General features: G+C 74.3%; 18 protein-coding genes and 2 pseudogenes. 9 read left to right on the top strand and 11 right to left on the bottom strand.

Annotated elements, in window-relative coordinates; translation table 11 throughout:
• Positions 1-43: 43 nt before the first annotated feature.
• Positions 44-754, bottom strand: coding sequence for a FadR/GntR family transcriptional regulator (locus QMF80_RS03805; RefSeq protein WP_283449414.1), 711 nt, complete (start codon positions 752-754; stop codon positions 44-46).
• 163 nt (positions 755-917) lie between these two features.
• Between QMF80_RS03805 and QMF80_RS03800 the strand changes: the two genes are divergently transcribed.
• Entirely contained in the window at positions 918-1,463 is a 546-nt protein-coding gene (locus QMF80_RS03800; RefSeq protein WP_283449606.1) for a gluconokinase, read from the top strand.
• 14 nt (positions 1,464-1,477) lie between these two features.
• The gene (locus QMF80_RS03795; RefSeq protein WP_283449413.1) at positions 1,478-2,887 is read left to right on the top strand and encodes a GntT/GntP/DsdX family permease; all 1,410 of its coding nucleotides are present in this window, start codon (positions 1,478-1,480) and stop codon (positions 2,885-2,887) included.
• A gap of 102 nt (positions 2,888-2,989) precedes the next feature.
• Here QMF80_RS03795 and QMF80_RS03790 read toward each other — a convergent pair whose 3' ends face one another.
• The 3 genes from QMF80_RS03790 to QMF80_RS03780 all read right to left on the bottom strand — a co-directional run bounded on the left by QMF80_RS03790 (position 2,990) and on the right by QMF80_RS03780 (position 5,051).
• Entirely contained in the window at positions 2,990-3,787 is a 798-nt protein-coding gene (locus QMF80_RS03790) for a serine hydrolase (RefSeq protein ID WP_283449412.1), read from the bottom strand.
• A gap of 198 nt (positions 3,788-3,985) precedes the next feature.
• Positions 3,986-4,222 carry a S8 family serine peptidase gene (locus QMF80_RS03785; protein ID WP_283449410.1) on the bottom strand — a complete coding sequence of 79 codons (237 nt, stop codon included), beginning with the start codon at positions 4,220-4,222 and terminating at the stop codon, positions 3,986-3,988.
• 334 nt (positions 4,223-4,556) lie between these two features.
• The gene (locus QMF80_RS03780) at positions 4,557-5,051 is read right to left on the bottom strand and encodes a hypothetical protein (protein ID WP_283449408.1); all 495 of its coding nucleotides are present in this window, start codon (positions 5,049-5,051) and stop codon (positions 4,557-4,559) included.
• Between the two features lie 96 nt (positions 5,052-5,147).
• On the opposite strand from QMF80_RS03780, the gene QMF80_RS03775 reads away from it, so the two are divergent.
• On the top strand, positions 5,148-6,704 hold the full coding sequence (locus QMF80_RS03775; RefSeq protein ID WP_349372171.1) for an MFS transporter: 1,557 nt from the start codon (positions 5,148-5,150) through the stop codon (positions 6,702-6,704).
• A 113-nt stretch (positions 6,705-6,817) separates the two neighbouring features.
• Here the strand turns inward: QMF80_RS03775 and QMF80_RS03770 are convergent.
• Positions 6,818-7,210: pseudogene (locus QMF80_RS03770) on the bottom strand (carbohydrate-binding protein); the annotation flags it as partial.
• A gap of 163 nt (positions 7,211-7,373) precedes the next feature.
• Between QMF80_RS03770 and QMF80_RS03765 the strand changes: the two are divergent.
• Positions 7,374-7,928: a DUF6629 family protein gene (locus QMF80_RS03765; RefSeq protein WP_283449406.1), complete on the top strand. Its 555-nt coding sequence runs from the start codon at positions 7,374-7,376 to the stop codon at positions 7,926-7,928.
• Here QMF80_RS03765 and QMF80_RS37985 read toward each other — a convergent pair.
• The 3 genes from QMF80_RS37985 to QMF80_RS03750 all read right to left on the bottom strand — a co-directional run bounded on the left by QMF80_RS37985 (position 7,892) and on the right by QMF80_RS03750 (position 10,554).
• Positions 7,892-8,113: a DUF6126 family protein gene (locus tag QMF80_RS37985; RefSeq protein ID WP_349372170.1), complete on the bottom strand. Its 222-nt coding sequence runs from the start codon at positions 8,111-8,113 to the stop codon at positions 7,892-7,894. The genes QMF80_RS03765 and QMF80_RS37985 overlap by 37 nt on opposite strands.
• Positions 8,114-8,132: 19 nt before the next feature.
• Positions 8,133-8,870, bottom strand: coding sequence for a helix-turn-helix domain-containing protein (locus QMF80_RS03755; protein ID WP_349372169.1), 738 nt, complete (start codon positions 8,868-8,870; stop codon positions 8,133-8,135).
• Between the two features lie 76 nt (positions 8,871-8,946).
• Complete coding sequence (locus QMF80_RS03750; protein WP_283449405.1) at positions 8,947-10,554, bottom strand: ATP-dependent DNA ligase; 1,608 nt, start codon at positions 10,552-10,554, stop codon at positions 8,947-8,949.
• A gap of 130 nt (positions 10,555-10,684) precedes the next feature.
• Between QMF80_RS03750 and QMF80_RS03745 the strand changes: the two genes are divergently transcribed.
• Both QMF80_RS03745 and QMF80_RS03740 read left to right on the top strand, forming a co-directional pair.
• Positions 10,685-13,420 carry an alpha/beta fold hydrolase gene (locus tag QMF80_RS03745; protein WP_283449403.1) on the top strand — a complete coding sequence of 912 codons (2,736 nt, stop codon included), beginning with the start codon at positions 10,685-10,687 and terminating at the stop codon, positions 13,418-13,420.
• Positions 13,417-14,280 carry an ABC transporter permease gene (locus QMF80_RS03740; protein ID WP_283449402.1) on the top strand — a complete coding sequence of 288 codons (864 nt, stop codon included), beginning with the start codon at positions 13,417-13,419 and terminating at the stop codon, positions 14,278-14,280. Before QMF80_RS03745 ends, QMF80_RS03740 begins: the two co-directional genes overlap by 4 nt.
• A 209-nt stretch (positions 14,281-14,489) precedes the next feature.
• Here the strand turns inward: QMF80_RS03740 and galK are convergent, their stop codons facing one another.
• The 3 genes and pseudogenes from galK to QMF80_RS03725 form a co-directional block, all read right to left on the bottom strand.
• Positions 14,490-15,725 (bottom strand): galactokinase, encoded by a 1,236-nt coding sequence (gene galK, locus QMF80_RS03735; RefSeq protein ID WP_283449401.1) that lies wholly within the window; start codon positions 15,723-15,725, stop codon positions 14,490-14,492.
• 20 nt (positions 15,726-15,745) lie between these two features.
• Positions 15,746-16,510: pseudogene (locus QMF80_RS03730) on the bottom strand (galactose-1-phosphate uridylyltransferase); the annotation flags it as partial.
• Between the two features lie 11 nt (positions 16,511-16,521).
• Complete coding sequence (locus QMF80_RS03725; protein WP_283449398.1) at positions 16,522-18,351, bottom strand: glycoside hydrolase family 35 protein; 1,830 nt, start codon at positions 18,349-18,351, stop codon at positions 16,522-16,524.
• Positions 18,352-18,540: 189 nt separating this feature from the next.
• Here QMF80_RS03725 and QMF80_RS03720 point away from each other — a divergent pair, with 189 nt between their 5' ends.
• From QMF80_RS03720 to QMF80_RS03710, 3 genes are all read left to right on the top strand, one after another.
• Positions 18,541-19,713 (top strand): substrate-binding domain-containing protein, encoded by a 1,173-nt coding sequence (locus QMF80_RS03720; RefSeq protein ID WP_283449397.1) that lies wholly within the window; start codon positions 18,541-18,543, stop codon positions 19,711-19,713.
• A 127-nt stretch (positions 19,714-19,840) separates the two neighbouring features.
• The gene (locus QMF80_RS03715) at positions 19,841-21,166 is read left to right on the top strand and encodes an ABC transporter substrate-binding protein (protein ID WP_502962757.1); all 1,326 of its coding nucleotides are present in this window, start codon (positions 19,841-19,843) and stop codon (positions 21,164-21,166) included.
• 416 nt (positions 21,167-21,582) lie between these two features.
• Positions 21,583-22,431, top strand: a complete 849-nt coding sequence (locus QMF80_RS03710) for a carbohydrate ABC transporter permease (protein WP_283449598.1) — start codon at positions 21,583-21,585, stop codon at positions 22,429-22,431.
• Positions 22,432-22,573 lie beyond the last annotated feature (142 nt).

Here is a 22,573-nt window from a genome sequence, read left to right as displayed (position 1 = left end):
CCTCGCATCGCACCCCCGCACCGGAGCGGACCCCGGAGCGGACCTACGGCGCGAGCACGTCCAGCTCCTCCAGAGCCCCCGTCGCGATCTCCCGGGTCAGCGACTCCGCGCGGGCCGCATCCCCCTCGCGTACCGCCTCGGCCACCCGCACGTGCAGGGTGACGGCGGCCGGATCGGGATCGTGGAACATCACCGCGTGCTGGGTGCGGCCGGTCAGCACCTCGGCCACGACATCGCCCAGGCGGGCGAACATCTCGTTGCCGGAGGCGTTCAGCACGATCCGGTGGAAGGCCACGTCGTGTGCGAGGTAGCCCTCCAGCTGGTGCCCCCGCGAGGTGCGGACCATGCCGAGGGCCGCCTCGGTGAGGGCCGCGCACTGCTCGGGGGTGGCCCGTACGGCGGCGAGGCCCGCCGCGACGGGCTCCACGGCCGAGCGCAGCACGGTCAGCGAGCGCAGTTGGCGGGGCCGGTCGCTGCCGGCCAGTCGCCACCGGATCACCCGCGGGTCGTAGACGTTCCACTCCTCGGCCGGGCGCACGGTGACCCCGACCCGGCGGCGGGACTCGACCAGTTGCATGGATTCCAGCACCCGGACCACCTCGCGGACGACGGTGCGGGAGGCGCCGAAGTCCCGGGCGAGTTCGTCGGTGCGCAGCACGCTGCCCGGGGGGTGGCCGCCCTCGGTGATGGCGAGGCCGACGGCGTCGAGCACCTGTGCGTGGAGTCCCTGCGCGGGACCGCCGTCGATCGTCATGGCGCAAGCGTACGGGGGGCGCGTCGGGCAGCACCCGGCGGACAAAAGATGTGATGTTTTACCGACCACCTCTTGAATAAGTAGTACTTAATAGGTTTCAGTGGTCCCCAGATGTCGATGAGGACATCGCCGAGAACAGCGAGGTACCCCCATGGGCTACGGAGTGAGCACCGCGCGCGTCATCGTGGTGATGGGCGTGGCCGGGACGGGCAAGACGACCGTGGGGCAGCTGCTCGCCACCGCGCTCGCCCTTCCCTACGCGGAGGGCGACGCCTTCCACCCGGCGGCCAACGTCGCGAAAATGGCGTCCGGCGTCCCCCTGGACGACACGGACCGGTGGCCGTGGCTCGACGCCATCGGCGAATGGGCCCGCTGCCGGGGCGAGCGGGGCGGGGTGGTCTCGGCCTCCTCCCTCAAGCGCGCGTACCGCGACCGGCTGCGCGCCGCCGCGCCCGGCGCGCTCTTCGTCCACCTCACCGGTGAACGACCACTGATCGAGAGCCGGATGGCAGCCCGTACCGGCCACTTCATGCCCACCACCCTGCTGGACTCGCAGTTCGCCGCGCTCGAACCGCTCCAGGAGGACGAACCGGGCATCGGCGTCGACGTGTCCGGCTCTCCCGAGGAGATCACCGAACGGGTCCTGGCCGCCCTGCGCCGGACCACCACGCCGCCTCACCTCCCCACCCCCACCCACCCCAAGGGATGAAAGGAACCGTCACCGTGACCAGTCTCAGCGTCGAGACCCTGGCAGCGGCCGCCGAACCCATCACCTCGGCCGGAAACGCGCGCCTGGGCATAGCCGTCCTCGCGGGCATCGCCGTCATCGTCCTGCTCATCACCCGGCTCAAGGTGCACGCCTTCCTGGCGCTGACCATCGGTTCGCTGGCCCTCGGGGCCTTCGCGGGCGCGCCGCTCGACAAGACCATCGCGAGCTTCACCGCGGGCCTCGGATCCACGATGGCGGGGGTCGGCGTGCTCATCGCCCTCGGCGCGATCCTCGGCCGGCTGCTGGCCGACTCGGGCGGGGCCGACGAGATCGTCGACACGATCCTCGCCCGCGCCAAGGGGCGGGCCATGCCCTGGGCGATGGTGCTGATCGCCTCGGTGATCGGGCTGCCGCTCTTCTTCGAGGTCGGCATCGTGCTGCTGATCCCGGTGGTCCTGCTGGTGGCCAGGCGGGGCAACTACTCGCTGATGCGGATCGGCATCCCGGCGCTGGCCGGGCTCTCCGTGATGCACGGGCTGATCCCCCCGCACCCGGGACCGCTGGTGGCGATCGACGCCCTCCACGCCGACCTCGGCATCACCCTCGCGCTCGGCGTGCTGGTCGCGGTCCCGACCGTGGTCATCGCCGGGCCGCTGTTCTCCCGGTACGCCGCGCGGTGGGTGGACATCCCGGCCCCCGTGCAGCCGGCCGCCCCGCAGGGTGCCGCCGCGGGGAACGACGAGGCGCCCGTGCACCGGCCGCGCTTCGGCGCGACCGTGGCCACCGTGCTGCTGCCGGTGGCGCTGATGCTGGTGAAGGCGCTCGTCGACATCGTGGTCGACGACAAGGCCAACGGCGTGCAGAAGGTCACCGACGTCATCGGCTCCCCCCTGATCGCCCTGCTCGCGGCCGTCATCGTGGGCATGTTCACCCTGGGCCGCGCGGCGGGCTTCACCCGGGCCCGGCTGTCGGTGACGGTGGAGAAGTCCCTGGCCCCGATCGCGGGCATCCTGCTCATCGTGGGCGCCGGCGGCGGTTTCAAGCAGACCCTGATCGACGCGGGCGTGGGCCGGATGATCCTGGACCTGTCGCAGCACTGGTCCGTTCCGGCCCTGCTGCTCGGCTGGCTGATCGCGGTGCTCATCCGGCTGGCGACGGGCTCCGCGACCGTCGCGACCATCTCGGCCGCCGGTCTGGTCGCCCCCCTGGCGAGCGGCCTCCCGGCCACCCAGACCGCCTTGATGGTGCTGGCGATCGGCGCGGGTTCACTCTTCTTCAGCCACGTCAACGACGCTGGGTTCTGGCTGGTGAAGGAGTACTTCGGCATGAGCGTCGGCCAGACCCTGAAGACCTGGTCGGTGATGGAGACCATCATCTCGGTCGTCGGCCTGGTCTTCGTCCTGCTCCTCTCGCTGGTGCTGTGACCCTCCCGCCCTGATCCGCCCCGATGCCCTGCCGCGCCCACCGCGGCGGGGCATCGCGCCGTCAAGGGCTCGGGGCGGCGGGGCGCGGTCCGGTGGAAGCGGTCAGCCGAACACGGCCGCGCGGAAGGCGTTGCGGCCCTCGGCGCAGGCGGTGGGCGCGAGCAGGAGGGCCCAGCGGCCCCGGCGCGGGGAGACCCACAGGCAGGTGCCGTCGGGGCCGTGGTGCACCCAGGTGTCCTGTCCGCGGTCGGTGCCCGGGGCCGGGTGCCACAGCAGTCCGCGGGCGGGGACGAGTTCGCCGGTGCGGATCCGGAGCGATTCGGTGATCCAGGCGCGGGTGAGCGGCTGGTCGGGGCCGGCGAGCAGGTGGCGCAGGAACCGGCTGAGGTCGGCGACGGTCGAGTGGAGCCGTCCGGGCCCGCTGAGGACCGTACGGGCCATGCCGAGCGGATGCCAGACGCGGGTGGCGGCCAGCTCGGCGAGCGAGTGGCCCGTGAGGTGTTCGGCGATGCCGCCGAGGGTCACGCAGGAGCCCTGGTCAGCGGCGTGGGTGAGCAGGTGGTGCGCGGTGGCTCCGCCGGTGGCCTCGTCGCAGTAGGCGGCGAGGGGGGTGTGCAGGCTCAGCGTGCCCTCCGCCACCAGGGTGCCGATGACGGGCCAGAGGGCGACGGCGGCGCCCAGGCCGCCGACCTCGAAGGGGGTGCCGGGCGGGTCGGAGTCCGCGAGGGTGCCGTCCTGGTCGCCGACGGCCCATACGGCGCCGGGGCCCGCGGCAGCCGCGGCCGCGGCCGGGAGGTCCGCCGCGGCCGGTGGCTGCTCTACGCGGGGCTCCGGGTGCTCGGCCCGGTCGTCGGTCGGCGGCGTCGCAGGGGTGAGCGGCGTCAGCGGTGTCGGTGCCATGGAGGGGCCTCGGCTTTCCGATCCTGGACGGGCAGCGGTCGGGTCACGGTAGCCACGCCCCGGGCGCCGGTCCGGGCGCGCCTGCGCGCGTCGGCGGGTGCCACCCGAATGCCCGCACCGGCGGGGCGGGGTGCCGGGCGCCCCGCCCCGCCGGTTCCGGTCAGCCCTTGTCGGGCCGGTCGGTCACCCGCAGGGTGTTCAGCAGCGGCTGTACCAGTCGTCGTGCGTGGCGCTGCCCCAGGAGTTGTTGACGATGTCGGGGGCGAGGCCGGGGCGCGGGTTCTGGCCGTTCAGGTCGGTGGGGGCCACGACCCACTGGCCGGAGGCGAGGAGGGAGGCCTCGGAGCAGGAGTTGGTCTCGCAGCCCTTGGCCGCGATCCACTTCGCGCCGGGCGCCACACCGGTCTCGTTGGCGCCGCCGTCGTCGCCGACCATCGTGCCCATGGTGTGCGGTGCCGTGGTCGTTGTTGTCGCAGGGCGCGGCCGCGGCGCAGATCCCGCCGGGGTCGAACCAGTTGTAGTGGTGGTCGTAGGTGCCGTCGGCGGCCCGGCCCCGGTACTGGGCGGCCACGGCCGGGTGGGTGCAGTCCACGCCGCTGTCGATGTCGGCGACGACGACGCCCTCGCCGCGGACGCCGAACTGGTCCCAGACCTGCGGCGCCTTGATCCGGTCGATGTTCCATTCGACGGCGTCGGCGGCGGCCTTCTCCCGCTTGCCCTCGGCGGGCTCGGGGAGGGTGACCTCGTCATCGGCGTCGATGCGGGAGACCTATGGGCGCCGGGCGAGGGTGCCCGCGAGCTTGTCACCGCCGACGACGCGTACGGCGTTCACGATCCAGTACGAGGTGTACTCGGCCCTGGCTCCGTCGAGGGCCTTGAGCAGCTGGGCCTGGGTGCGGGCGGCGTGGTCCTTCTTGGCCCGGAACACCGCCTCGGCCTTCGTGGCGCGGGTGGGCTGCTTCGCGGCGGCGGTGAGGTCGGCCGCACTGCCGAGGCAGACCCAGGAGGCGGCCTTGCCGTCGTCGAGCCGGGTCCGGAGCGCGGGTTCGATCTTCTGCTCGGCCCCGCTCCCGGCGGGAGGGGTTCCGGCGCGGCGGCGGCGCCCGCGCCCAGGGGGAGCAGCAGGATCGAGGTGAGCGCGGCGAGTGCCGCGCTCGAGGGCCTGTTCGGCTGTGCCACGTGGGGTCTCCTCGTACGACGGGTGCAGGTGTGTGCCGGGTGTACGGGGTGTGCGGAAAAGGCGTGCGTGACGTGCGCGGGTCATGGTGATCCGACGGTCATGCGCATTACAAGGCAGCCTTTTGCGCCGTCCCGGTCCGCCGGGTGGCCCGTACCAGCCGCGCACGCCAGCCTTGGGGGCATGGACAACTCCGAGAGCGGAACCGGCCCGCACCGCGCGGCCGCGGCCGACGGCTCGACCACGCCCGACCGCCAGGACGGCGCGGGCGGGGTGCGCCTCGCCTCCGCGCGGGGCCGGTGGATCCTGCTCGCCACCGTCCTCGGCTCGTCCATGGCGCTGCTCGACTCGACCGTGGTCAATGTGGCGCTGCCCCGGATCGGGCGTGACCTGGGCGCGGACCTGGCGGTGCTCCAGTGGACGGTCAACGCCTATCTGCTCACCCTCGCCGGGCTGATCCTGGTGGGCGGGGCACTGGGCGACCGGTACGGACGGCGGCGGATCTTCGTGCTCGGCGTGGTGTGGTTCGCCCTCGGCTCGCTGCTCTGCGGACTCGCCCCGAACGCGGGGGTGCTGATCGCCGCCCGCGCCCTCCAGGGCATCGGGGGCGCGCTGCTCACCCCCGGCTCGCTCGCGCTGATCCAGGGTTCGCTGCACCCGGCGGACCGGGCCCGGGCGGTCGGCCTGTGGTCCGGGTTCGGCGGGGTGGGCGCGGCCGTGGGGCCGTTCCTGGGCGGCTGGCTGGTGGACGGGCCGGGCTGGCGGTGGGTGTTCCTGCTGAACGTGCCGGTGGCCGCGCTGTGCGTACCGGTCGCACTGCGCCACGTACCGGAGTCCAGGGATCCGCGGGCGCACGGGCACTTCGACGTCCTCGGGGCGGTGCTGGCCGCGGCCGCCCTGGCGCTGGTGACCTACGCGCTGATCGAGGCCCGCTCGGGCTCGGCCCTGGTGGTGGGGGCGGCGGTGGCGGGCGTGGCACTGGCCGTGGCGTTCGTCGTACTGGAGCGGCGCCGGGCGGATCCGATGGTGCCGCCCGGGATGTTCGCCTCGCGCCAGTTCACGGCCGTCAATCTGGTCACCCTGTGCGTGTACGCGGCCTTCGGCGGGTTCTTCTTCCTGGCCGTGCTCCAGCTCCAGGTGGCCGCCGGGTACTCGGCACTGGCCGCCGGGGCCGCCCTGCTGCCGACGACCGCGCTGATGCTGCTGCTGTCGGCCCGCTCCGGTGAACTGGCCCAGCGGATCGGCCCCCGCATCCCGCTGACGGCCGGTCCACTGCTGTGCGCGGCGGGGATGCTGCTGATGCTCCGGGTGGGGCCGGGGGCCTCGTACGCACGGGACGTGCTGCCCGCGCTGCTGGTGCTCGGGGCAGGCATGGTGACCCTGGTGGCCCCGCTGACCGCGACCGTCCTGGCCTCGGTGGACCCGGGCCGGGCGGGCCTGGCCAGCGGGATCAACAACGCGGCGGCCCGGGCGGCCGGCCTGCTGGCCGTGGCGGCGCTGCCGCTGCTGTCCGGGATGGGCCCGGGCGCCTACCGCTCGGCCGTTCAGTTCGACGCCGCCTTCGGGCGGGCGATGACCTGGTGCGCGGGGGTGCTGGTGGTCGGCGCCCTGGTGGCGTGGGCGACCGTACGCACTCCCGCGCCCGGGGCCGCCCGCCCGCAGTGCCGCACCCAGTGCGCGGTGAGCGCTCCGCCGCTGGAACCTCCTCGGGCGGCGGAGCGGCCGGACTCACCAGCCTGAGGGGGCGGGCGGGGCCACCACGGGCGGCCGGTCGTCGCAGGTGAGGGTGTTGGGCAACTCCCAGGAGGCGAGCCAGGGGCCGGTGGCGCCGCCGCCGTCGTTGCCGCCGAGGGCGGGGCGGTGATCCCGCCGCCCGTCGCCGCGTCCGGGAGGCTGTAGCGCACGGTGATCGCGTCGGCGGCCGCGGGCAGGGTGAACTCCACGTACCGGCCGGGGGGCAGTTTCACCGCCTTGCGGCCGGAGGCCTCGGCGGGCAGCGCATAGGCGGAGCGGTCGGGTCCGATGACCGATGCGTCGGTCACCGCGTTCTCCGCCTCCTGCTCGGCGAAGTCCACGCGGGCGCCGCGGCCTTCGACGAGTGCGGGGTCGAGGGCGGCCCGGGTGACCACGGGACCGGCGGCGGAGGTGGTGCTCGAGGCGGGCGCCGCGGGCGCGGTGGGAGCGCCGATGCCGAGCGCGGAAGCGGTGAGCGCCGCCAGCACGGCGGCCGTTCTTCTTCGTGACATGGCCCGGACAGTAGGGCGCTCGCCGCAATCACAGCATGGGTCCTGCCAAGAATTCTCTCGAACCTGTCGGGTTCTTGCGGTAATCTGTGGCGTGGCGGACGCCCGGAAGTATTCGTACGGTCTCGTACGGTGGAGGCCGTCCCCTACCTGGCGCGGGAGTCCCATGTGCTGGAGCGCGACGGCCGACCTCACGACCGGTACGGCGGTCTCCGCCGTCGGACTGCTCTGCCTGGCGCGGACCCGGCGTGTCCGCGATCTGCCCCTGGCCGCCCTGCCCCTGCTGGCGGTGTGGGTGCCGTGGGGAGCGCTGCTCGCGGCGGCCCCGGCGGCGCGGCGGCGGCTGCTCGGGCCCGCCGCCGTGGGGCTGGCCACGGCCGCGGTCCTCGCGTACTGCCTGACCGCCCGGCCGGTCACCGCCGAGATCCGGGGGCACGTCATCGGCTACGGCGTGAGCGTGCCGTACGTCCCGCTGGTGCTCGCGGGCTATCTGTTCGCCACCCTCGGCTCCCTGCTGCTGGCCGGGGACCGGACGCTACGGGTGCTCGGGACCGTACTGGGCGCCGGGGCGGTGGTGTGCGCGGTGGTGTGGCGGCTGGAGTTCGCCTCCACCTGGTGCGCCTTCGCCGCGATCGCGTCCCTGCTGGTCCTGGGCTGGGTGCGGCGCGACGGGGGCGGCCGGGCTCACTGGTTCTTGGCGCCCAGCACGAAGAGCAGGTAGACGAAGAAGGCGAAGAGGTGACCGACGAACAGGTAGACGGTCAGCCGTATGACCAGACCGCGCGGGAACTTCGACTCGATGCGCTTCTGCGCCGTCGGCGCCGCCGGGGCGGCGGGGGCGACCGCCGCTTCCTCGGGCGCTGCGGCGGCTGACACGTCGACCGGCACGTTCTCTCCTGGGGACACGGGTGCGACTCCTCGGCTCTCAGTGGTGCGTGGTGCTCGCGCCGCCGAGGCACAGCCCGGCGAGGCTGCTCTGCAGCAGGGTGTGGACGAACAGCAGATCGGCCCCGCCGGACGCGGCGGCCCCGATCCGGTGCGGGGTGAGCGAATCGAAGTGCGCGCTGTCCCCGGGTTCCAGCAGGTACCGGGTCTCCCCCAGGTACAGCCGCAGCCGCCCGGTGAGGACGTACAGCCACTCCTCGCCCGGATGTACGCGCACCAGCTCGCCCCGCTCACGGGCGTACGGCACGTGCACGCGCAGCGCCTGCATCCCGCGCCCCGAGCCGCCCGCCTGCCAGTACGTCCAGCCGTCGGCCTCGCGGGCACCCGGCCCCCCGGCCCGTACGATGGGGTCGGCGACCGCCGGTGTCTCGCCGAGCAGCTCCGAGACCGTCGTGCCGTAGGTGCGGGCGAGTTCCAGGAGCAGGGGCAGCGAGGGCTGGCGGCGGCCGGTCTCCAGGCGGGACAGGTGGGCGGGCGAGAGCCGGGCCCGCGCGGCGGCGGCCTCCAGGGTCAGCCCGGCGCGGCGGCGCAGTTCGCGCAGCTGGGGGGCCACGACGGCGGTGGCCGCGGGGGTGTCGGCGTCGGAGGCATCCGCGTCCGTGGTGGTGTTGGCGGCGGTGGCGGTGCTGATGGCGTCGTCGCCGCCGGTGGGCCGCTCGCCGACCGTGTCGGCCGGTGCGCCGTCGGGGCCTGTGACAGGTCCGGGACCGGGGTTCATGTCCCGATTGAGCCAGATTCATGCCCCGGGGGCAATTTTCTTGCCTCAGAGGCAAAATCGGCCTTCCGGCCGGACCTCAGCCCGCCGGATCCAGGGCCGTCCCGGACGCGGCCGCGGTATCCGCCCCGGTATCCACTCCGGTATCCGCCCCGGCTCCCGGCCCCTGGGCCAGTACGTTCTCCACGGTGTCCGCCTCCGCCGCCGACTTGTCCGGGCGGTAGCGGAGCACGCGCGCGAAGCGCAGCGCCACTCCGGCCGGATAGCGCGAGGAACGCTGGAGCCCGTCGTAGGCGATCTCCACCACCAGCTCGGGCCGCACCCGCACGGTGAACCCGTCGTCCTCGACGGCCAGCTCCCCGAGCCGTTCGGTCTGCCAGCGCAGCAGTTCGTCGGTCAGCCCCTTGAAGGTCTTGCCGAGCATCGCGAACGTACCGTCGGCGGCCCGGGCCCCCAGGTGCAGGTTCGACAGCAGGCCGGTGCGCCGCCCGTGGCCGCGCTCCACCGCGAGCACCACCAGGTCGAGGGTGTGCACCGGTTTCACCTTCAGCCACTGCTTGCCGCGCCGCCCGGCCGCGTAGGGGGAATCCAGGGCCTTGACCACCACCCCCTCGTGCCCCCGCTCCAGGGCCCCCGCCGAGAACTCCTCGGCCACCGCGCCCGAGGCCACCGGATCCTCCACCACCAGACGCCGGACCCGCGCGTCCTCGGGGACCAGCGCGGCCAGCGCCTCGTACCGCTCGCGCACCGGCAGGTCCAGCAACGGCTCGCCCCCGGCCGCCAGGACGTCGAAGAAGACCGGGGTCACCGCAAGCACCCGCCGGGCGGCCGCCACGTCCGTCCGCGAGCCGACCCGGCTCGCGACCTCCTGGAAGGGCACCGGCCGGCCGTCCGCGCCGAGCGCGATCACCTCGCCGTCCAGCACGAACCGGTCCCCCGGCAGCGACCGGGCCAGCTCCACCACCTCCGGCAGCCGGTCGGTGATCTCGTCCAGCGACCGCGTGTATACCCGGACGCCGTCCCCCTCCCGGTGCACCTGCACCCGGATCCCGTCCAGCTTCTCCTCCACCGCGCACGGCCCGAGCGCGGCGACCGCCTCCGCCACCGACCTCGCGGTCCCGGCGAGCATCGGCAGTACGGGCGTGCCCACGCGCAGCGTGAAGGCGCCCAGCGCTTCCGCGCCCCCGGCCAGCACCGCCCCGGCGACCCGGGGCAGCGACCCGTCCAGCATCACCGCCCGGCGCAGCGCGGCCTGCGGCACCCCCGCGGCCTGGGCGACGGCCGCCAGCGCCACCGCGTCCAGCGCCCCCTGGCGCACCTCCCCGGAGAGCAGGCTGCGCAGGAACCGCTGCTCGTCCGGGGTCGCCGCGCCCAACAGCTCCGCGAGGATCCGCCGCCGTTCCCCCTGGGCTCCCGCGCCGGCCACCGCGGCCAGCGCGGTCACCGCCGTGTCCACGGCGCGCACGGTCAGCGCGGGCTCCCCGGCGGGCGCCGTCTCCTCGCTCAGCGCCCGCCAGCCGATGCCGGGGCGGCCCTGCGGCAGCCGCCCGGAGAGGTAGGAGATGACCAGCGGCGCCTCGTCGGCGGGGGCAGCCTCGAAGAGGGCGGCCAGCAGCGCCACCTTCCCGGAGCGGGCGGAGGTTTCGGCGACTTCCCGGGACACGCGCGCGACGTCGGCCAGCAGCATGCGCCCATCCTGCCGTGACCCCGCGTACCGCGCCTGCGGTAGGCCCGGCGGCCGGAGTACTCCTGGAGGAGGTGCGCAGGTCCACCTCCGGTCGCTCCGGCGGGGGCGCCCTTACGTTTAGGGTCTCTGTATGAAGCTCCGACTGCCCCGGCGCCGCCGGGGCCGCCTGCTCGCGGGCGCGGCCGCGCTCGCGATCGTCGCGGTCGGCGGCACCTGGACCGCCGCCGCGTCCGACGACGCCCCGGCCGTGCACCGCCAGGACCGCGTGCTCGACCTGCCCGGCGCCGCCATCGACACCTCGTACTTCACCGCCGGGGGCGGGGAGAAACGCCCCGCCGTCCTGCTCGCGCACGGTTTCGGCGGGAGCAAGGACGACGTCCGGGCCCAGGCCGAGCAGCTGGCACGTGACGGGTACGCCGTCATGACCTGGTCGGCGCGCGGGTTCGGCCGCTCCGGCGGCAAGATCGGCCTCAATGATCCCGAGTACGAGGTCAAGGACGTCTCCCGGCTCATCGACTGGCTCGCCACCCGGCCCGAGGTCCGCCTGGACGCCGCTGGGGATCCGCGCGTGGGCGTCACCGGCGCCTCGTACGGCGGAGCGGTCTCGCTGCTCGCCGCCGCCTACGACCCCCGGGTGGACGCGATCGCACCGGAGATCACCTACTGGAACCTCGCGGACTCGCTCTTCCCGAACGACGTCTTCAAGAAGCTGTGGGCCGGGGTGTTCTTCACCACCGGTTCGGCGGGCGGTCTCCAGCCCGGCGGCCAGGCGGGCGCGGGGGCCGGGCCGGTGGATCCGCTCGCCGCGCCCGGCTGCGGGCGGTTCCAGCCGGAGCTGTGCGCGATGTACGAGCGCGTGGCGGTCGCGGGCGCACCCGACCCGCAGGCCCGTGAGCTGCTGGAGCGGCGCAGCCCGTCCGCGGTCGGGGACCGGATCAAGGTCCCCGCGCTGATCGTGCAGGGGCAGGCGGACTCCCTCTTCCCGCTGGACCAGTCCGACGCCATGGCGGCGGCCCTCGCGAAGAACGGGACGCCGTTCGCGGTGGACTGGGCGGCGGGCGGCCACGACGGGGGCATGCGGGAGAACGGGCGGATCCAGAGCCGGGTCACGTCCTGGTTCGACCGCTACCTCAAGCAGGACGCGTCGGCGGACACCGGACCGCGGTTCCGGGTCTCGCGCACCGGGGGAATCGATTCCACGGACGGCACGGTCACACTGCGCGGCGCCTCCGACGACAGCGGCTACCCGGGGCTGACCTCCCCGGGCCGGACCGTCGAGCTGACGGGCCGCGAGCAGACCTTCGCCAATCCGGCGGGCGGCGCGCCGCCCGCGCTCTCCTCGCTGCCGGGGCTCGGCGGCCAGCTCGCGGGCCTCGGCGCCGGCTTCGCCCTGGACTTCCCCGGGCAGTTCGCGAGCTTCGAATCGAAGCCGCTGGAGGAGGAACTGCGGGTCACCGGCACACCGACCGTGAAGCTCAAGGTGAGGTCGAGCGCCGCGGACGGCTCGGCGGTGCTCTTCGGCAAGGTGTACGACGTCGGACCCGACGGCCGCCAGCAGGTGCTGCCCAGCCAGCTGGTCGCCCCGCTGCGGGTGCGGAACGCCGGTCAGGGCGCCGAGGTGAAGCTCGCGCTCCCGGCCGTCGACTACGGCGTCCAGCCCGGCCACCGGCTGCGGCTGGTCATCGCCGCGACCGACCTCGGCTACGCCACCCCGGCCGCTCCGGCGACGTACACGGTCTCCGTCACCGACGGCGCCCTCACGGCGCCGGTCGCGGACGCCGTACGGACCGCCACGGCCGGGCTGCCCGCCTGGACCTGGGGGCTGCCGCTGGGCGCGGCCGTGCTGGCCGCCGCGCTGCTGGGCATCCGGCGCCGGGGCCCCGGCGCGGGCGCCCCGGGCGCCCCGGGCGGCGGCGCGCCCGGCGGCCCGGAGCGCGAGGACGCGCTGGCCGGCGTACCGCTCCAGATCACCGGTCTGAGCAAGCGGTACGCGAAGTCGCAGGACCGCTACGCGGTGCGCGACCTGTCGATGCGGGTGGAGAAGGGCCAGGTGCTCGGGCTGCTCGGGCCCAACGGCGCCGGGAAGACCACCACCCTGCGGATGCTGATGGGGCTGATCACACCGGACGCCGGAGAGATCCGGGTGTTCGGGCACGTGATCCGGGGCGGGGCCCCGGTGCTGTCCCGGGTCGGGGCGTTCGTCGAGGGCGCGGGCTTCCTGCCGCACCTGTCGGGCCGGGCCAACCTGGAGCTGTACTGGCAGGCCACCGGCCGACCGGTCGAGGACTCGCACATGGCCGAGGCGCTGAAGATCGCGGGGCTCGGCGACGCGCTGGAGCGCGCGGTACGGACGTACTCGCAGGGCATGCGGCAGCGGCTCGCCATTGCGCAGGCCATGCTCGGCATGCCGGACCTGCTGATCCTCGACGAGCCGACCAACGGGCTGGACCCGCCGCAGATCCGCGAGATGCGGGACGTGATGATCCGCTACGCGGCGGCCGGCCGGACCGTGATCGTGTCCAGCCACCTCCTGTCGGAGGTCGAGCAGACCTGTACGCACCTGGTGGTCATGGACCGGGGTCGGCTGGTCCAGGCGGGTCCGGTGGCCGAGATCACCGGCGGCGGGGACACCCTGCTGGTGACGTTGGCCGGGCCGGTGGACGACACGGCCGTCGAGAAGCTGTCGGCGCTGGAGGGAGTGGACTCCGTGGTCAGGGCCGAGGACGGGTTGCTCGTCCGGCTGGACGGGGCCACCGCGGGCCGGCTGATCGCCGAACTCGTCCGGCTGGAGGTGCCGGTGTCCGGAGTCGGACCGCACCGGCGCCTGGAAGACGCGTTCCTGACCCTGATCGGAGGTGCGGCGTGAGCGCCGTACAGGAGGTGGCTCCCGGATACCAGGCGAGCCGGACGCTGCCGCTGCGCGTGGAGGCGCTGCGGCAGTGGCGCAGGCGCCGCACCCTGGTGATGGGCGGGGTGCTGGCCGCACTGCCCTTCATCATGATCATCGCCTTCGCGGTGGGCGGTTCGCAGGACGGCGGGCGGGGCGGCGACGGCCGGGTCACCCTGATCGACACGGCGACGGCGTCCGGCGCGAACTTCGCGGCGACCTGCCTGTTCGTCTCGGCGGGCTTCCTGCTGGTGGTGCCGGTGGCCCTGTTCTGCGGGGACACCATCGCCTCGGAGGCCAGCTGGTCCTCGCTGCGCTACCTACTGGCCTCGCCCGTGCCGAGGGCGCGGCTGCTGTGGAGCAAGCTGGTGGTGGCCCTCGGGTTCAGCCTGGCGGCGATGGTGCTGCTGCCGGTGGTGGCGCTGGCGGCGGGTACGGCCGCCTACGGGTGGGGGCCGCTGAAGCTGCCGACGGGCGGGGCGCTGCCCGCCGCGGACACCGTGCCGCGGCTCGCGCTCGCGGTCGCCTTCATCTTCGTGTCGCAGTTGGTGACGGCGGGGCTGGCGTTCTGGCTGTCCACCCGCACGGACGCGCCGCTCGGCGCGGTCGGCGGGGCCGTCGGCCTGACGATCGTCGGGAACGTCCTGGACGCGGTGACCGCGCTCGGTTCGTGGCGGGAGTTCCTGCCCGCGCACTGGCAGTTCGCCTGGGCCGACGCCCTGCAGCCGCAGCTGGAGTGGGGCGGCATGGTGAAGGGGGTCGCGGTGTCGGTGTCGTACGCGCTGGTGCTGTTCGCCCTGGCCTTCCGGGGGTTCGCGCGCAAGGACATCGTGTCCTGAGAGGTCCGAGTGCCGCACGCACCTGCCATGAATAGCCAGGTACGTACCTGAAAAGTGCCTGAGGGCCCGGATAAGTACCTGAGGGCCCGGGGTGAGTGCTGAGGCCCGGGTGAGTGCCTGAGGGCCCGCGTACGCCGCCTTTCCCGGCCGGGGGAGGCGGCGCACGGCTTTTCCGCGTGGGCGGGGCGGCCCGGGCGGGCCCGTTTCGCTCAGGCCAGTCGCCCGGCCCCGGCGGAGGGAGCCGCGACCAGCGTCCGGGGCGAGGTGAAACCGGAGCGCGCGAAGGCCTCCGTCACCGCCCGGGCCACGGCCGCTTCGGCCTCCGCGTCGATCAGGGCGAGGGCGGAGCCGCCGAAGCCGCCGCCCGTCATCCGGGCCCCGTACGCCCCGGCCGCCGTCGCGGTGGCCACGGCCAGGTCGAGTTCCGGGCAGGACACCTCGTAGTCGTCGCGCAGCGAGACGTGCCCCTCCGTCAGCAGCGGTCCCGTCTCGCGCAGCCGCCCGGCCGTCAGCAGGGCCGCCACCCGGGCCACCCGGTCGTTCTCGGTGACGATGTGGCGTACGCGGGCCCGCTGCTCGGGGTCGGCGAGCCGGCCCAGCGCCTCCTCCAGCCCGGCCGGGGGCAGGTCCCGCAGGGCGTCCAGCCCGAGGGCGGCGGCCGCCGCGTGGCAGGACGCCCGGCGGCGCGCGTAGGCCCCGTCGGCGAGGTCGTGGGTGACCCGGGTGTCGATCACGAGCAGCGCCAGGCCCTCGGCGGCGCAGTCGAAGGGCAGGTGGCGCTCCGCCAGCGTGCGGGTGTCCAGGTGGAGGACGTGGCCGTCGGTGGCGCAGGCCGAGGCCGTCTGGTCCATGACCCCGCAGGGGACGCCCACGTACGCGTTCTCCGCGCGGCGGGCCAGCCGGGCCACTTCGGGGCGGCTGAGCCGCAGGCCCGCCGCCTCCGTCAGGGCCAGCGCCGTGGCCACTTCGAGGGCGGCGGAGGAGGAGAGTCCGGCCCCGGCGGGGACCTCGGAGCGGATGTGCAGGTCGGCGCCCGCGCTGACCGGAAGGTCAGCGTCGAGCAGGGCCCAGAGCACCCCGGCCGGGTAGCCCGCCCACCCGTCGGCGCCCTTCGGCGAGTGGGCCGGGTCGAGGCTGGAGACGTCCAGGGTGACCACCCCGGAGCGGGTGTCGGCCGAATGGATCCTGAGGATTCCGTCAGTGCGCCGGGAGGCGGCGACCTCGGTGCGCTGCGGGAGCGCGAAGGGCAGGACGAAGCCGTCGTTGTAGTCGGTGTGCTCCCCGATCAGGTTGACCCGGCCGGGGGCGGCCCAGACCCCCTCGGGCGCGGCTCCGTACAGCCGCTGGAACTCCCCGGCGGTCCGGCTCCCGGCGGTCCGGGGCGTGGTGGGGCCGCTCGACGCGGGGCCGGTCCGGGCGGGGCCGGTCCCGGTGGTCCGGGTCACGGGGTCGCCACCTCCCGCAGCCGGGCGGCCGCGTCCTCGGGGCGGACGTCGTTCATGAAGGCCTCCATGCCGGACTCCGTCCCGGCCACCCAGCGCGCGGCGTAGGGCACGAAGGCCGTCCAGTGCTCCCCCGCCAGCACCACGCGGCTGCCGTCGGCGCGTTCGGCGGCGAGGACCTCGTCGAAGAGGTTGCGACCGGTGCTCGCGCGGTGCGCGGCCACGGTGGCGGTCATCCGCGCGGTGCGCGGGGTGGCGAAGGGGAACGCGTAGATCTGGCCGTGCGGGTGGGCGACGGTGACGCCGATCTCGGGGCCCCGGTTCTCGAAGCAGTACACCTGGCGGACGCCCTCCCGCGCGGAGAGTCCGGCCGTGCGGTCGGTCCAGACCGCCAGGACGAGCGCGGCGCGCTCCTCGTCGAGTTCGGCGAAGGAGGTCAGGTGGTCGGGGGTGAAGCAGATGACCTCGCAACGGCCGGCGCCGCCCGCGAGGGAGGGGAACCGGTTCTCGAAGACGGCGACCTCGTAGTCGGGGGCCGGGATCTCGCTGGCGCGCTCCGGGGTGGAGGGGCAGAGGGGGCACTCGTCGGCCGGGGGGTGGTACGTGCGCTGCTGGCGGTGCGAGGCGATGACCACGGCGTCGCCGAGCAGCGGATCGCGGCGGACCTCCGAGGTGGTGACGGCCGCCTCCAGCGGGCGGGAGTCGGGAAAGGCCCGGGCCGGGCCGCCGTCGGCGTCGTAGTACATGATCTCGCGGCCGTGGGCGAGGCGGCTGCTCGTGCGCTTCACGCTGGTTTCTCTCACTGGAGGGTGACGACCTTCTGCGGGCCGAGGTCGGGCGTGTCGCGCAGCGGGAGAGTGGCGCCGGGGCGCTCCAGTTCCAGTACCACGATCTCGTTCTCGCCGGCGCGCCAGAGCGGCGCGGGGGCGTAGAGGGTGCGCTGGGGGCCGCGCGGGGTGTCGTAGTGGCCGAGGAGGAAACCGTTCAGCCAGATGAGGCCGGTGCGCCAGGCCGAGAGGTCGAGGAAGCCGTCGGCGGGGGCGGGGACGCGGAGCGCGAAGCGGTGGAAGGCGGGGTGGTGGAAGGCGGACTCCGGGGCTCCGGGCGCGTCGGGCGCGGGCCGGGCGTCGGGCGCCGGCCTCGGGGCCGACCAGGTGAGCGCGGTCAGGTCCGTGAGCGGCAGCGGCCTGATCTCCCACTCGAACAGGTGCTGGTGGCCGTGGCGTACGCCGCGCCAGATGCCCTTGCGGTCGTCGAGCAGCGGGCCGTAGTTGACCCGGCCCTGGGCGCGGACGAGCACGTCGAGGACCACCCCGGCCTCGCCCACCGCGAGGTCGAGTCCCTCGTCGGGCGCGTTCCGGTCGAGGATGCCGAGCGGTACGCCGTCGGCGAAGACGTAGGCCCGGTCGCCGAGCCCGTCGATCCTGACCGCCATCGCGGGGCGGGGCCCGGTGATCGACGTACGGTAATGGATCATCCCGAAGTCCTGGCCGAGCTTCTCCATGGGCTCCGGTGCGGGCCGGTGCAGCACGGTGGAGAGCGCGTCGAGGTGGGCCGCCAGCGGGGCGTGGCCCGTGGCGGTGGCGAGGGCGGCCGCGAGGCGGGGCCGGGGCTCGGGCAGCGGGCCCTCGGGCAGCGGCGCGTACTTTCCGATGATCTCGCGGAACGCGTGGAACTTGGGGGTCAGTTCACCGGCCTCGCCGATGGGGGCGTCGTAGTCGTAACTGGTGACGGTCGGCTGGTAGCCGGGCTCGCCGGGGCGGGAGCCGGTGTGGTTCGCGCCCGCCCAGAAGCCGAAGTTGGTGCCTCCATGGGCCATGTAGAGGTTGACGGAGGCGCCGGTGGCGAGGAGTTCGTCGAGCGATGCCGCCACTTCCTCGACGGCGCGGACGTGGTGCTCCTCGCCCCAGTGGTCGAACCAGCCGAGCCAGAACTCCATCGCGGCGAGCGGGCCGGTGCGCTGGTAGCGGCGCAGCAGTTCGAGGCGTTCGGCGGGGCGGGCGCCGAAGGTGGCGGTGGCGAGCCGGCCGGGGACCATGCCGCCCTGCTGCATCGCGTCCTCGGCGCCGTCGGCGGTGAACAGCAGGCAGTCCACGCCGCGTTCGATCAGGCCCCGCTCGACATGGGCGCGGTAGCGGGTGTCGTTTCCGTACGAGCCGTACTCGTTCTCTATCTGTACGGCGACCACCGGACCGCCCCGGCTCGCGAGCAGCGGCAGCAGCTCGGGGACGACGAGGTCGAACCAGCCGTCGACCTCGGCCTCGAACCGAGGGTCGGAGCAGCGCAGGCGCAGCCCGTCCTGGGCGAGCAGCCGGGCGGGCAGTCCGCCGAAGTCCCATTCGGCGCAGATGTACGGGCCGGGCCGGACGATCGCGTCGAGACCGAGACCCTGGGCGATGCGCAGGAAACGGGCGAGGTCGCGGGGACCGGTGAAGTCGGCCTTGCCGGGGGCGCTCTCGTGGAAGTTCCAGGGGACGTAGGTGTCCACGGTGTTGCAGCCGAGGGCGCACAGCCTGGTGAGCCGGTCCTCCCACAGGTCCGGGTGGACCCGGAAGTAGTGCAGGGCCCCGGAGATGACGCGGTGGGGCCGGTCTGCGCGGCGGAATCCGTCCTGGTCGTGCGTGAGCATGCGCTGACTCCCGTGCCGTGCGGTGCGAGGGTGCCGATCGATGCCGAATATATGAACGTGACGCACACCCCGTCAACGTCAACTTGATCGGAAACGATCGAATCGATCGTTTCGGCTCTCTCTGCTGCCTATGATGAGGTGCCGCCGCCGGGTCGACCGAGCCGGGCGGGCAGACCGCGGAGGGACCCCTTGAGACCACATGTAGACCAGCGCCAGGCCCAGGTGCTCGCGCTCGTCCGGGCCCGGGGCAGCGTCCGGGTGTCGGACGTGGCCCAGGAGCTGGGCGTCTCCCCCGTCACCCTGCGCCGGGACATCGAGGCGATGGCGGCGCGCGGCGAGATCCAGCGGATGCACGGGGCGATCAGCCGGGTCGAGCCGACGGCGGCGGAGGGACGCGGTCCGGGGCGCGCGGGCGGGACCTCGGCGCGGGCGGAGGCGGCGGCGTCCGGAGCGGACCGGGCCGGCCCGGGGGCAGCCGCGGGACTGGTGGTCGGGATGGTCGTGCCGACCACCGAGTACTACTACGCCGACGTGGTGCGCGGGGCCCGGGACGTGGTCGAGGCCCGGGGCGCGCGGTTGACCGTGGGGCTGACCCGGTACCTGCCGGGCGAGGACCGGACCCAGGCCGACCGGCTGCTGTCGACGGGCGCGGACGGGCTGCTGCTGACCCCGAACTGGGACGCCGGGTCGCCGGGGCCGGGCGAGGGGGCCTGGACCGCCGAGCTGGCGGTTCCCACGGTGCTGGTGGAGCGCTGGGCACCGCCGGGGCACCCGGCGGCCGCGCTGGACCGGGTGGTGTCCGACCACGCGCACGGCGCGGCGCGGGCGGTGCAGCACCTGGTGGAGCTGGGGCACCGGCGGATCGCGCTGGCCTGCCAGGAGACCCCGACGAGCCCGCGGCTGCGGGCCGGGTACGAGGCCGCGGTCGCCGCCCTGGGCCTGGCCCCGGCGCCCGCGTGGCCGCAGACCGGACCGGGCACGACACCGGTCGCGGCCCTGTCGGTGGCGGACCGGTTCGCCCGCACCCTGGAGTACCTGTGCGCGGCGGTGACCTCGGGCGGGGTCACCGCCGCGCTGATCCACAGCGACACGGACGCGATCATGCTGATCCCGCGGCTCCAGGCGCGCGGGGTGCGGGTGCCGGAGGACCTCGCGGTGATCACGTACGACGACGAGGTGGCGGGGCTGGCGGACGTACCGCTCTCGGCGGTCGCCCCGGCCAAGCGCGAGGTGGGTGCGCGGGCGGCGGAGCTGCTGCTGGAGCGGCTGGCCGGGGGCGGCGGGACGGCGTACGGGCCGCACGGCGGCGGCAGTCCGCGGCAGCACCTGGAACTGCTCCCCCGACTGACCATTCGCTCATAAAGGACGGATTGAACTGACTGTTTCGATCGAGTTGTGCGTTCGCTCTTGACGGTGTGCGTGTTCGCGCAAAAGATGGGCCGCGTTCTCCCATCCGCCGCCCGCAGCGGTCGTCCGTAGGAGTCGAACCATGTCGCGCAGCCTGCCTTCCTCCCGCCTGTCCCGCCTCGCCCTCACCGCCTCGGTGGCCTCCCTGGCCCTGCTCTCCACCGCGTGCGGCGGCCAGCAGAGGGAGGGCGCGGCGGCCGAGCCCGCGGGGTCGGCCGATCAGCCGGTCACGGTGACCTACTGGTCCTCCAGCGCGGGCGCCCAGCAGACCGCGGACGCCTTCAACAAGACCCACAAGAACGTGCGGGTCGCCTTCTCGGCGGTGCCGGGCGGACCGGACGGGGCGGCCAAGCTCGCCAACGCCGTCAAGGGCGGCAATGCCCCGGACGTCGCGACGATGGACTACTCCTCGCTCCCCGAGTTCGCGAGCGGCGGCAACCTCGAAGACCTGAGCGGGACCTCGGGCAAGCTCGTCGCCGAGAAGTTCCCCAAGGCGGTGCGGTCGCTGGTCAGCCTGGGCGGCAAGACCTGGGCGGTGCCCTTCGACATCACCCCGCTCGAACTCTTCTACCGCAAGGACATCTTCGAGAAGCACGGCGTCGCCGTGCCGACGACGTGGGAGGAGTACAAGCAGGCCGCGGAGAAGATCAACCAGGCCGATCCGTCGGTCCGCATCACCAACTTCGGCGGCGGCGACCCGGCCGTGCTCGCCGGGCTCTCCTGGCAGGCCGGTGGCCACTGGTACGGCACGGAGGGCGACAAGTGGAAGGTCGCCATCAACGACCCCGCCTCGCAGAAGGTCGCCGCGTACTGGAACGGCCTGCTGGCGGCCGGACTGACCTCCAAAACCCCGCTCTGGGGTGAGGGCGAGGCGAAGGAGCGCTCGTCCGGTCAGGTGGCGACCGTCATCGGCGCCGCCTGGACGGCCGGTACGTTCCTGGCGAGCTACCCGGACCTGAAGGGCAAGTGGGGCATCGCCCCGCTGCCGACCTGGGACGGGAAGGCGGCCACGGGCATGTATGGCGGCACCTCCTACATCGTGCCCAAGGGCAGCAAGAAGGCGAAGGCCGCGGCGGAGTTCATCGCGTGGGTGACCACCGACCCGGAGGCGGTCACGGCGCGGCTCAGCTCACTGAAAGCGCCCAGCAGCGCGCTCCCGGCCAATCCGGAGATGCGGGTGGCGGCCTCGAAGCTGTTCGACGCCTCGTACTTCGCCGGGCAGGACCCGTACGCCCTCGCGGGCGCTGCGGCGGACACCATCGTGCCCGGCTGGACGTGGGGCCCGGCCCAGCTCCAGGTCAACGCGGCCCAGAACGCGGCGGGCGCGGACCAGACCAAGGCCCTGACCGAGGGCCAGACGGCCGCCGAGAAGGCCATCACCTCCCGCGGCCTCGGCCTGGCCGGCTAATGCCCCCGACCTCCCAGCCCACGCCCGCCGACGCCTCGACGGGCCCGAACCCACCCAGCTCCCCGTCCCCCCGGACCGCCAGGCCGGGGGCGTCGGGAGTCCCGGACGCTCAGACCACAGGCCCGAAGCCGACCGGGGTCCGGGACAGCCGGGCCGCCGAGCCGGATCCGACGGGGGGCACGGCCCCCCGGGCCACCGAGCCGGAGCCGGAGGGGAACCCGGACCGCCGGGCCCTCGCCAAGCCTCAGGGCGCCCCGGACGCCTTGGCCGTCACGGGCGCGCCCGCACGGACACCGAGCCGGAAGGATTTGAGCCGGAAGGATCCGGGCGGGAAGGATCCGGGCGGGCCCGCCGCCGGGCGCAATCCCCACCGCACCCCGACCGGCAGGGGCACCCGCCTCGCTCCCGCCCTCTTCATGGCCCCCTTCTTCGTCCTCTTCGCCCTCGTCACGGTCGCCCCCATCGGATACGCCGCCTGGCTCAGCCTCTTCCACGACGAGCAGTCGGGACTCGGCTTCGGCGGCACCCGGCGCGTGTTCAGCGGATTCGGGAACTACACCAAGGCCCTCACCGATCCCCTCTTCCTCACCTCCTTCCGTCACATCGCCGTCTACTGCGTCCTCTACATCCCCGTCATGGTCGGCGGCGCCCTGCTCCTGGCCCTGCTGCTCGACTCGGCCCTCGCCCGCGCCAAGCGCTTCTTCCAGATCGCCTACTACCTGCCGCACGCCGTCCCCGGCCTGATCGCCGCCATGATCTGGCTGTACCTCTACACCCCCGGCCTCAGCCCGGTGCTCGACGTCCTGGACGGCGCCGGTCTCTCCTGGAACTTCTTCGGCCGGGACGAGGCCCTGCTGTCCGTGGTCAACATCTCGGCCTGGCAGTGGATGGGATACAACATGATCATTTTCTTCGCCGGGCTCCAGGCCGTGCCCCGCGAGACCTTGGAGGCCGCCACCATGGACGGCGCCGGAGCGATCCGTACCGCTCTTCAGGTCAAGGTGCCGAGCATCCGCCCCACCCTGATCCTCACCACCCTGTTCACCTGTGTCGGCGCGGTCCAGCTCTTCGACGCCCCGCAGTTGCTGCAACTGCGGGCCCATGAGATGGGCGAGTCCTGGTCCCCGACGATGTACATCTTCAGCGCCGCTTTCAAGGGCCACGACTACGGGCTCGCCGCCGCGAGCGCCCTGCTCCTCGCGCTGGTCGCGGGCGCGGCCTCCTACGTCGTCACCAAGCTCGGCAACCGCTGGAGGGCCGCGTGACCACCATCCCCGCCATCTCGACCCACGCGACCGACCCGACCCTCGCCGCGCCCGCCCGCGGCAGCGGCCGCGGCTCCGCCCTCCTCTCCAAGACCGCCGTCAACGCCGTCCTCCTGCTGGTCGCCGGGTACACGCTGCTGCC

This window comes from Streptomyces sp. G-G2 (assembly GCF_030063135.1).
In the GTDB taxonomy this organism is placed as follows: Bacteria; Actinomycetota; Actinomycetes; order Streptomycetales; family Streptomycetaceae; genus Streptomyces.
The sequence above is the reverse complement of the archived record's forward strand: the minus strand, read 5'-3'. Positions and strand labels throughout refer to the sequence as shown.

Coding starts and splice junctions, on each gene's coding strand:
- QMF80_RS03805 (WP_283449414.1), bottom strand. CDS start 754: ATGACGATCGACGGCGGTCCCGCGCAGGGACTCCACGCACAGGTGCTC.
- QMF80_RS03790 (WP_283449412.1), bottom strand. CDS start 3,787: ATGGCACCGACACCGCTGACGCCGCTCACCCCTGCGACGCCGCCGACC.
- QMF80_RS03785 (WP_283449410.1), bottom strand. CDS start 4,222: ATGGTCGGCGACGACGGCGGCGCCAACGAGACCGGTGTGGCGCCCGGC.
- QMF80_RS03780 (WP_283449408.1), bottom strand. CDS start 5,051: ATGACCCGCGCACGTCACGCACGCCTTTTCCGCACACCCCGTACACCC.
- QMF80_RS03775 (WP_349372171.1), top strand. CDS start 5,148: ATGGACAACTCCGAGAGCGGAACCGGCCCGCACCGCGCGGCCGCGGCC.
- QMF80_RS03765 (WP_283449406.1), top strand. CDS start 7,374: ATGTGCTGGAGCGCGACGGCCGACCTCACGACCGGTACGGCGGTCTCC.
- QMF80_RS03755 (WP_349372169.1), bottom strand. CDS start 8,870: ATGAACCCCGGTCCCGGACCTGTCACAGGCCCCGACGGCGCACCGGCC.
- QMF80_RS03750 (WP_283449405.1), bottom strand. CDS start 10,554: ATGCTGCTGGCCGACGTCGCGCGCGTGTCCCGGGAAGTCGCCGAAACC.
- QMF80_RS03745 (WP_283449403.1), top strand. CDS start 10,685: ATGAAGCTCCGACTGCCCCGGCGCCGCCGGGGCCGCCTGCTCGCGGGC.
- QMF80_RS03725 (WP_283449398.1), bottom strand. CDS start 18,351: ATGCTCACGCACGACCAGGACGGATTCCGCCGCGCAGACCGGCCCCAC.
- QMF80_RS03715 (WP_502962757.1), top strand. CDS start 19,841: ATGTCGCGCAGCCTGCCTTCCTCCCGCCTGTCCCGCCTCGCCCTCACC.
- QMF80_RS03710 (WP_283449598.1), top strand. CDS start 21,583: ATGGCCCCCTTCTTCGTCCTCTTCGCCCTCGTCACGGTCGCCCCCATC.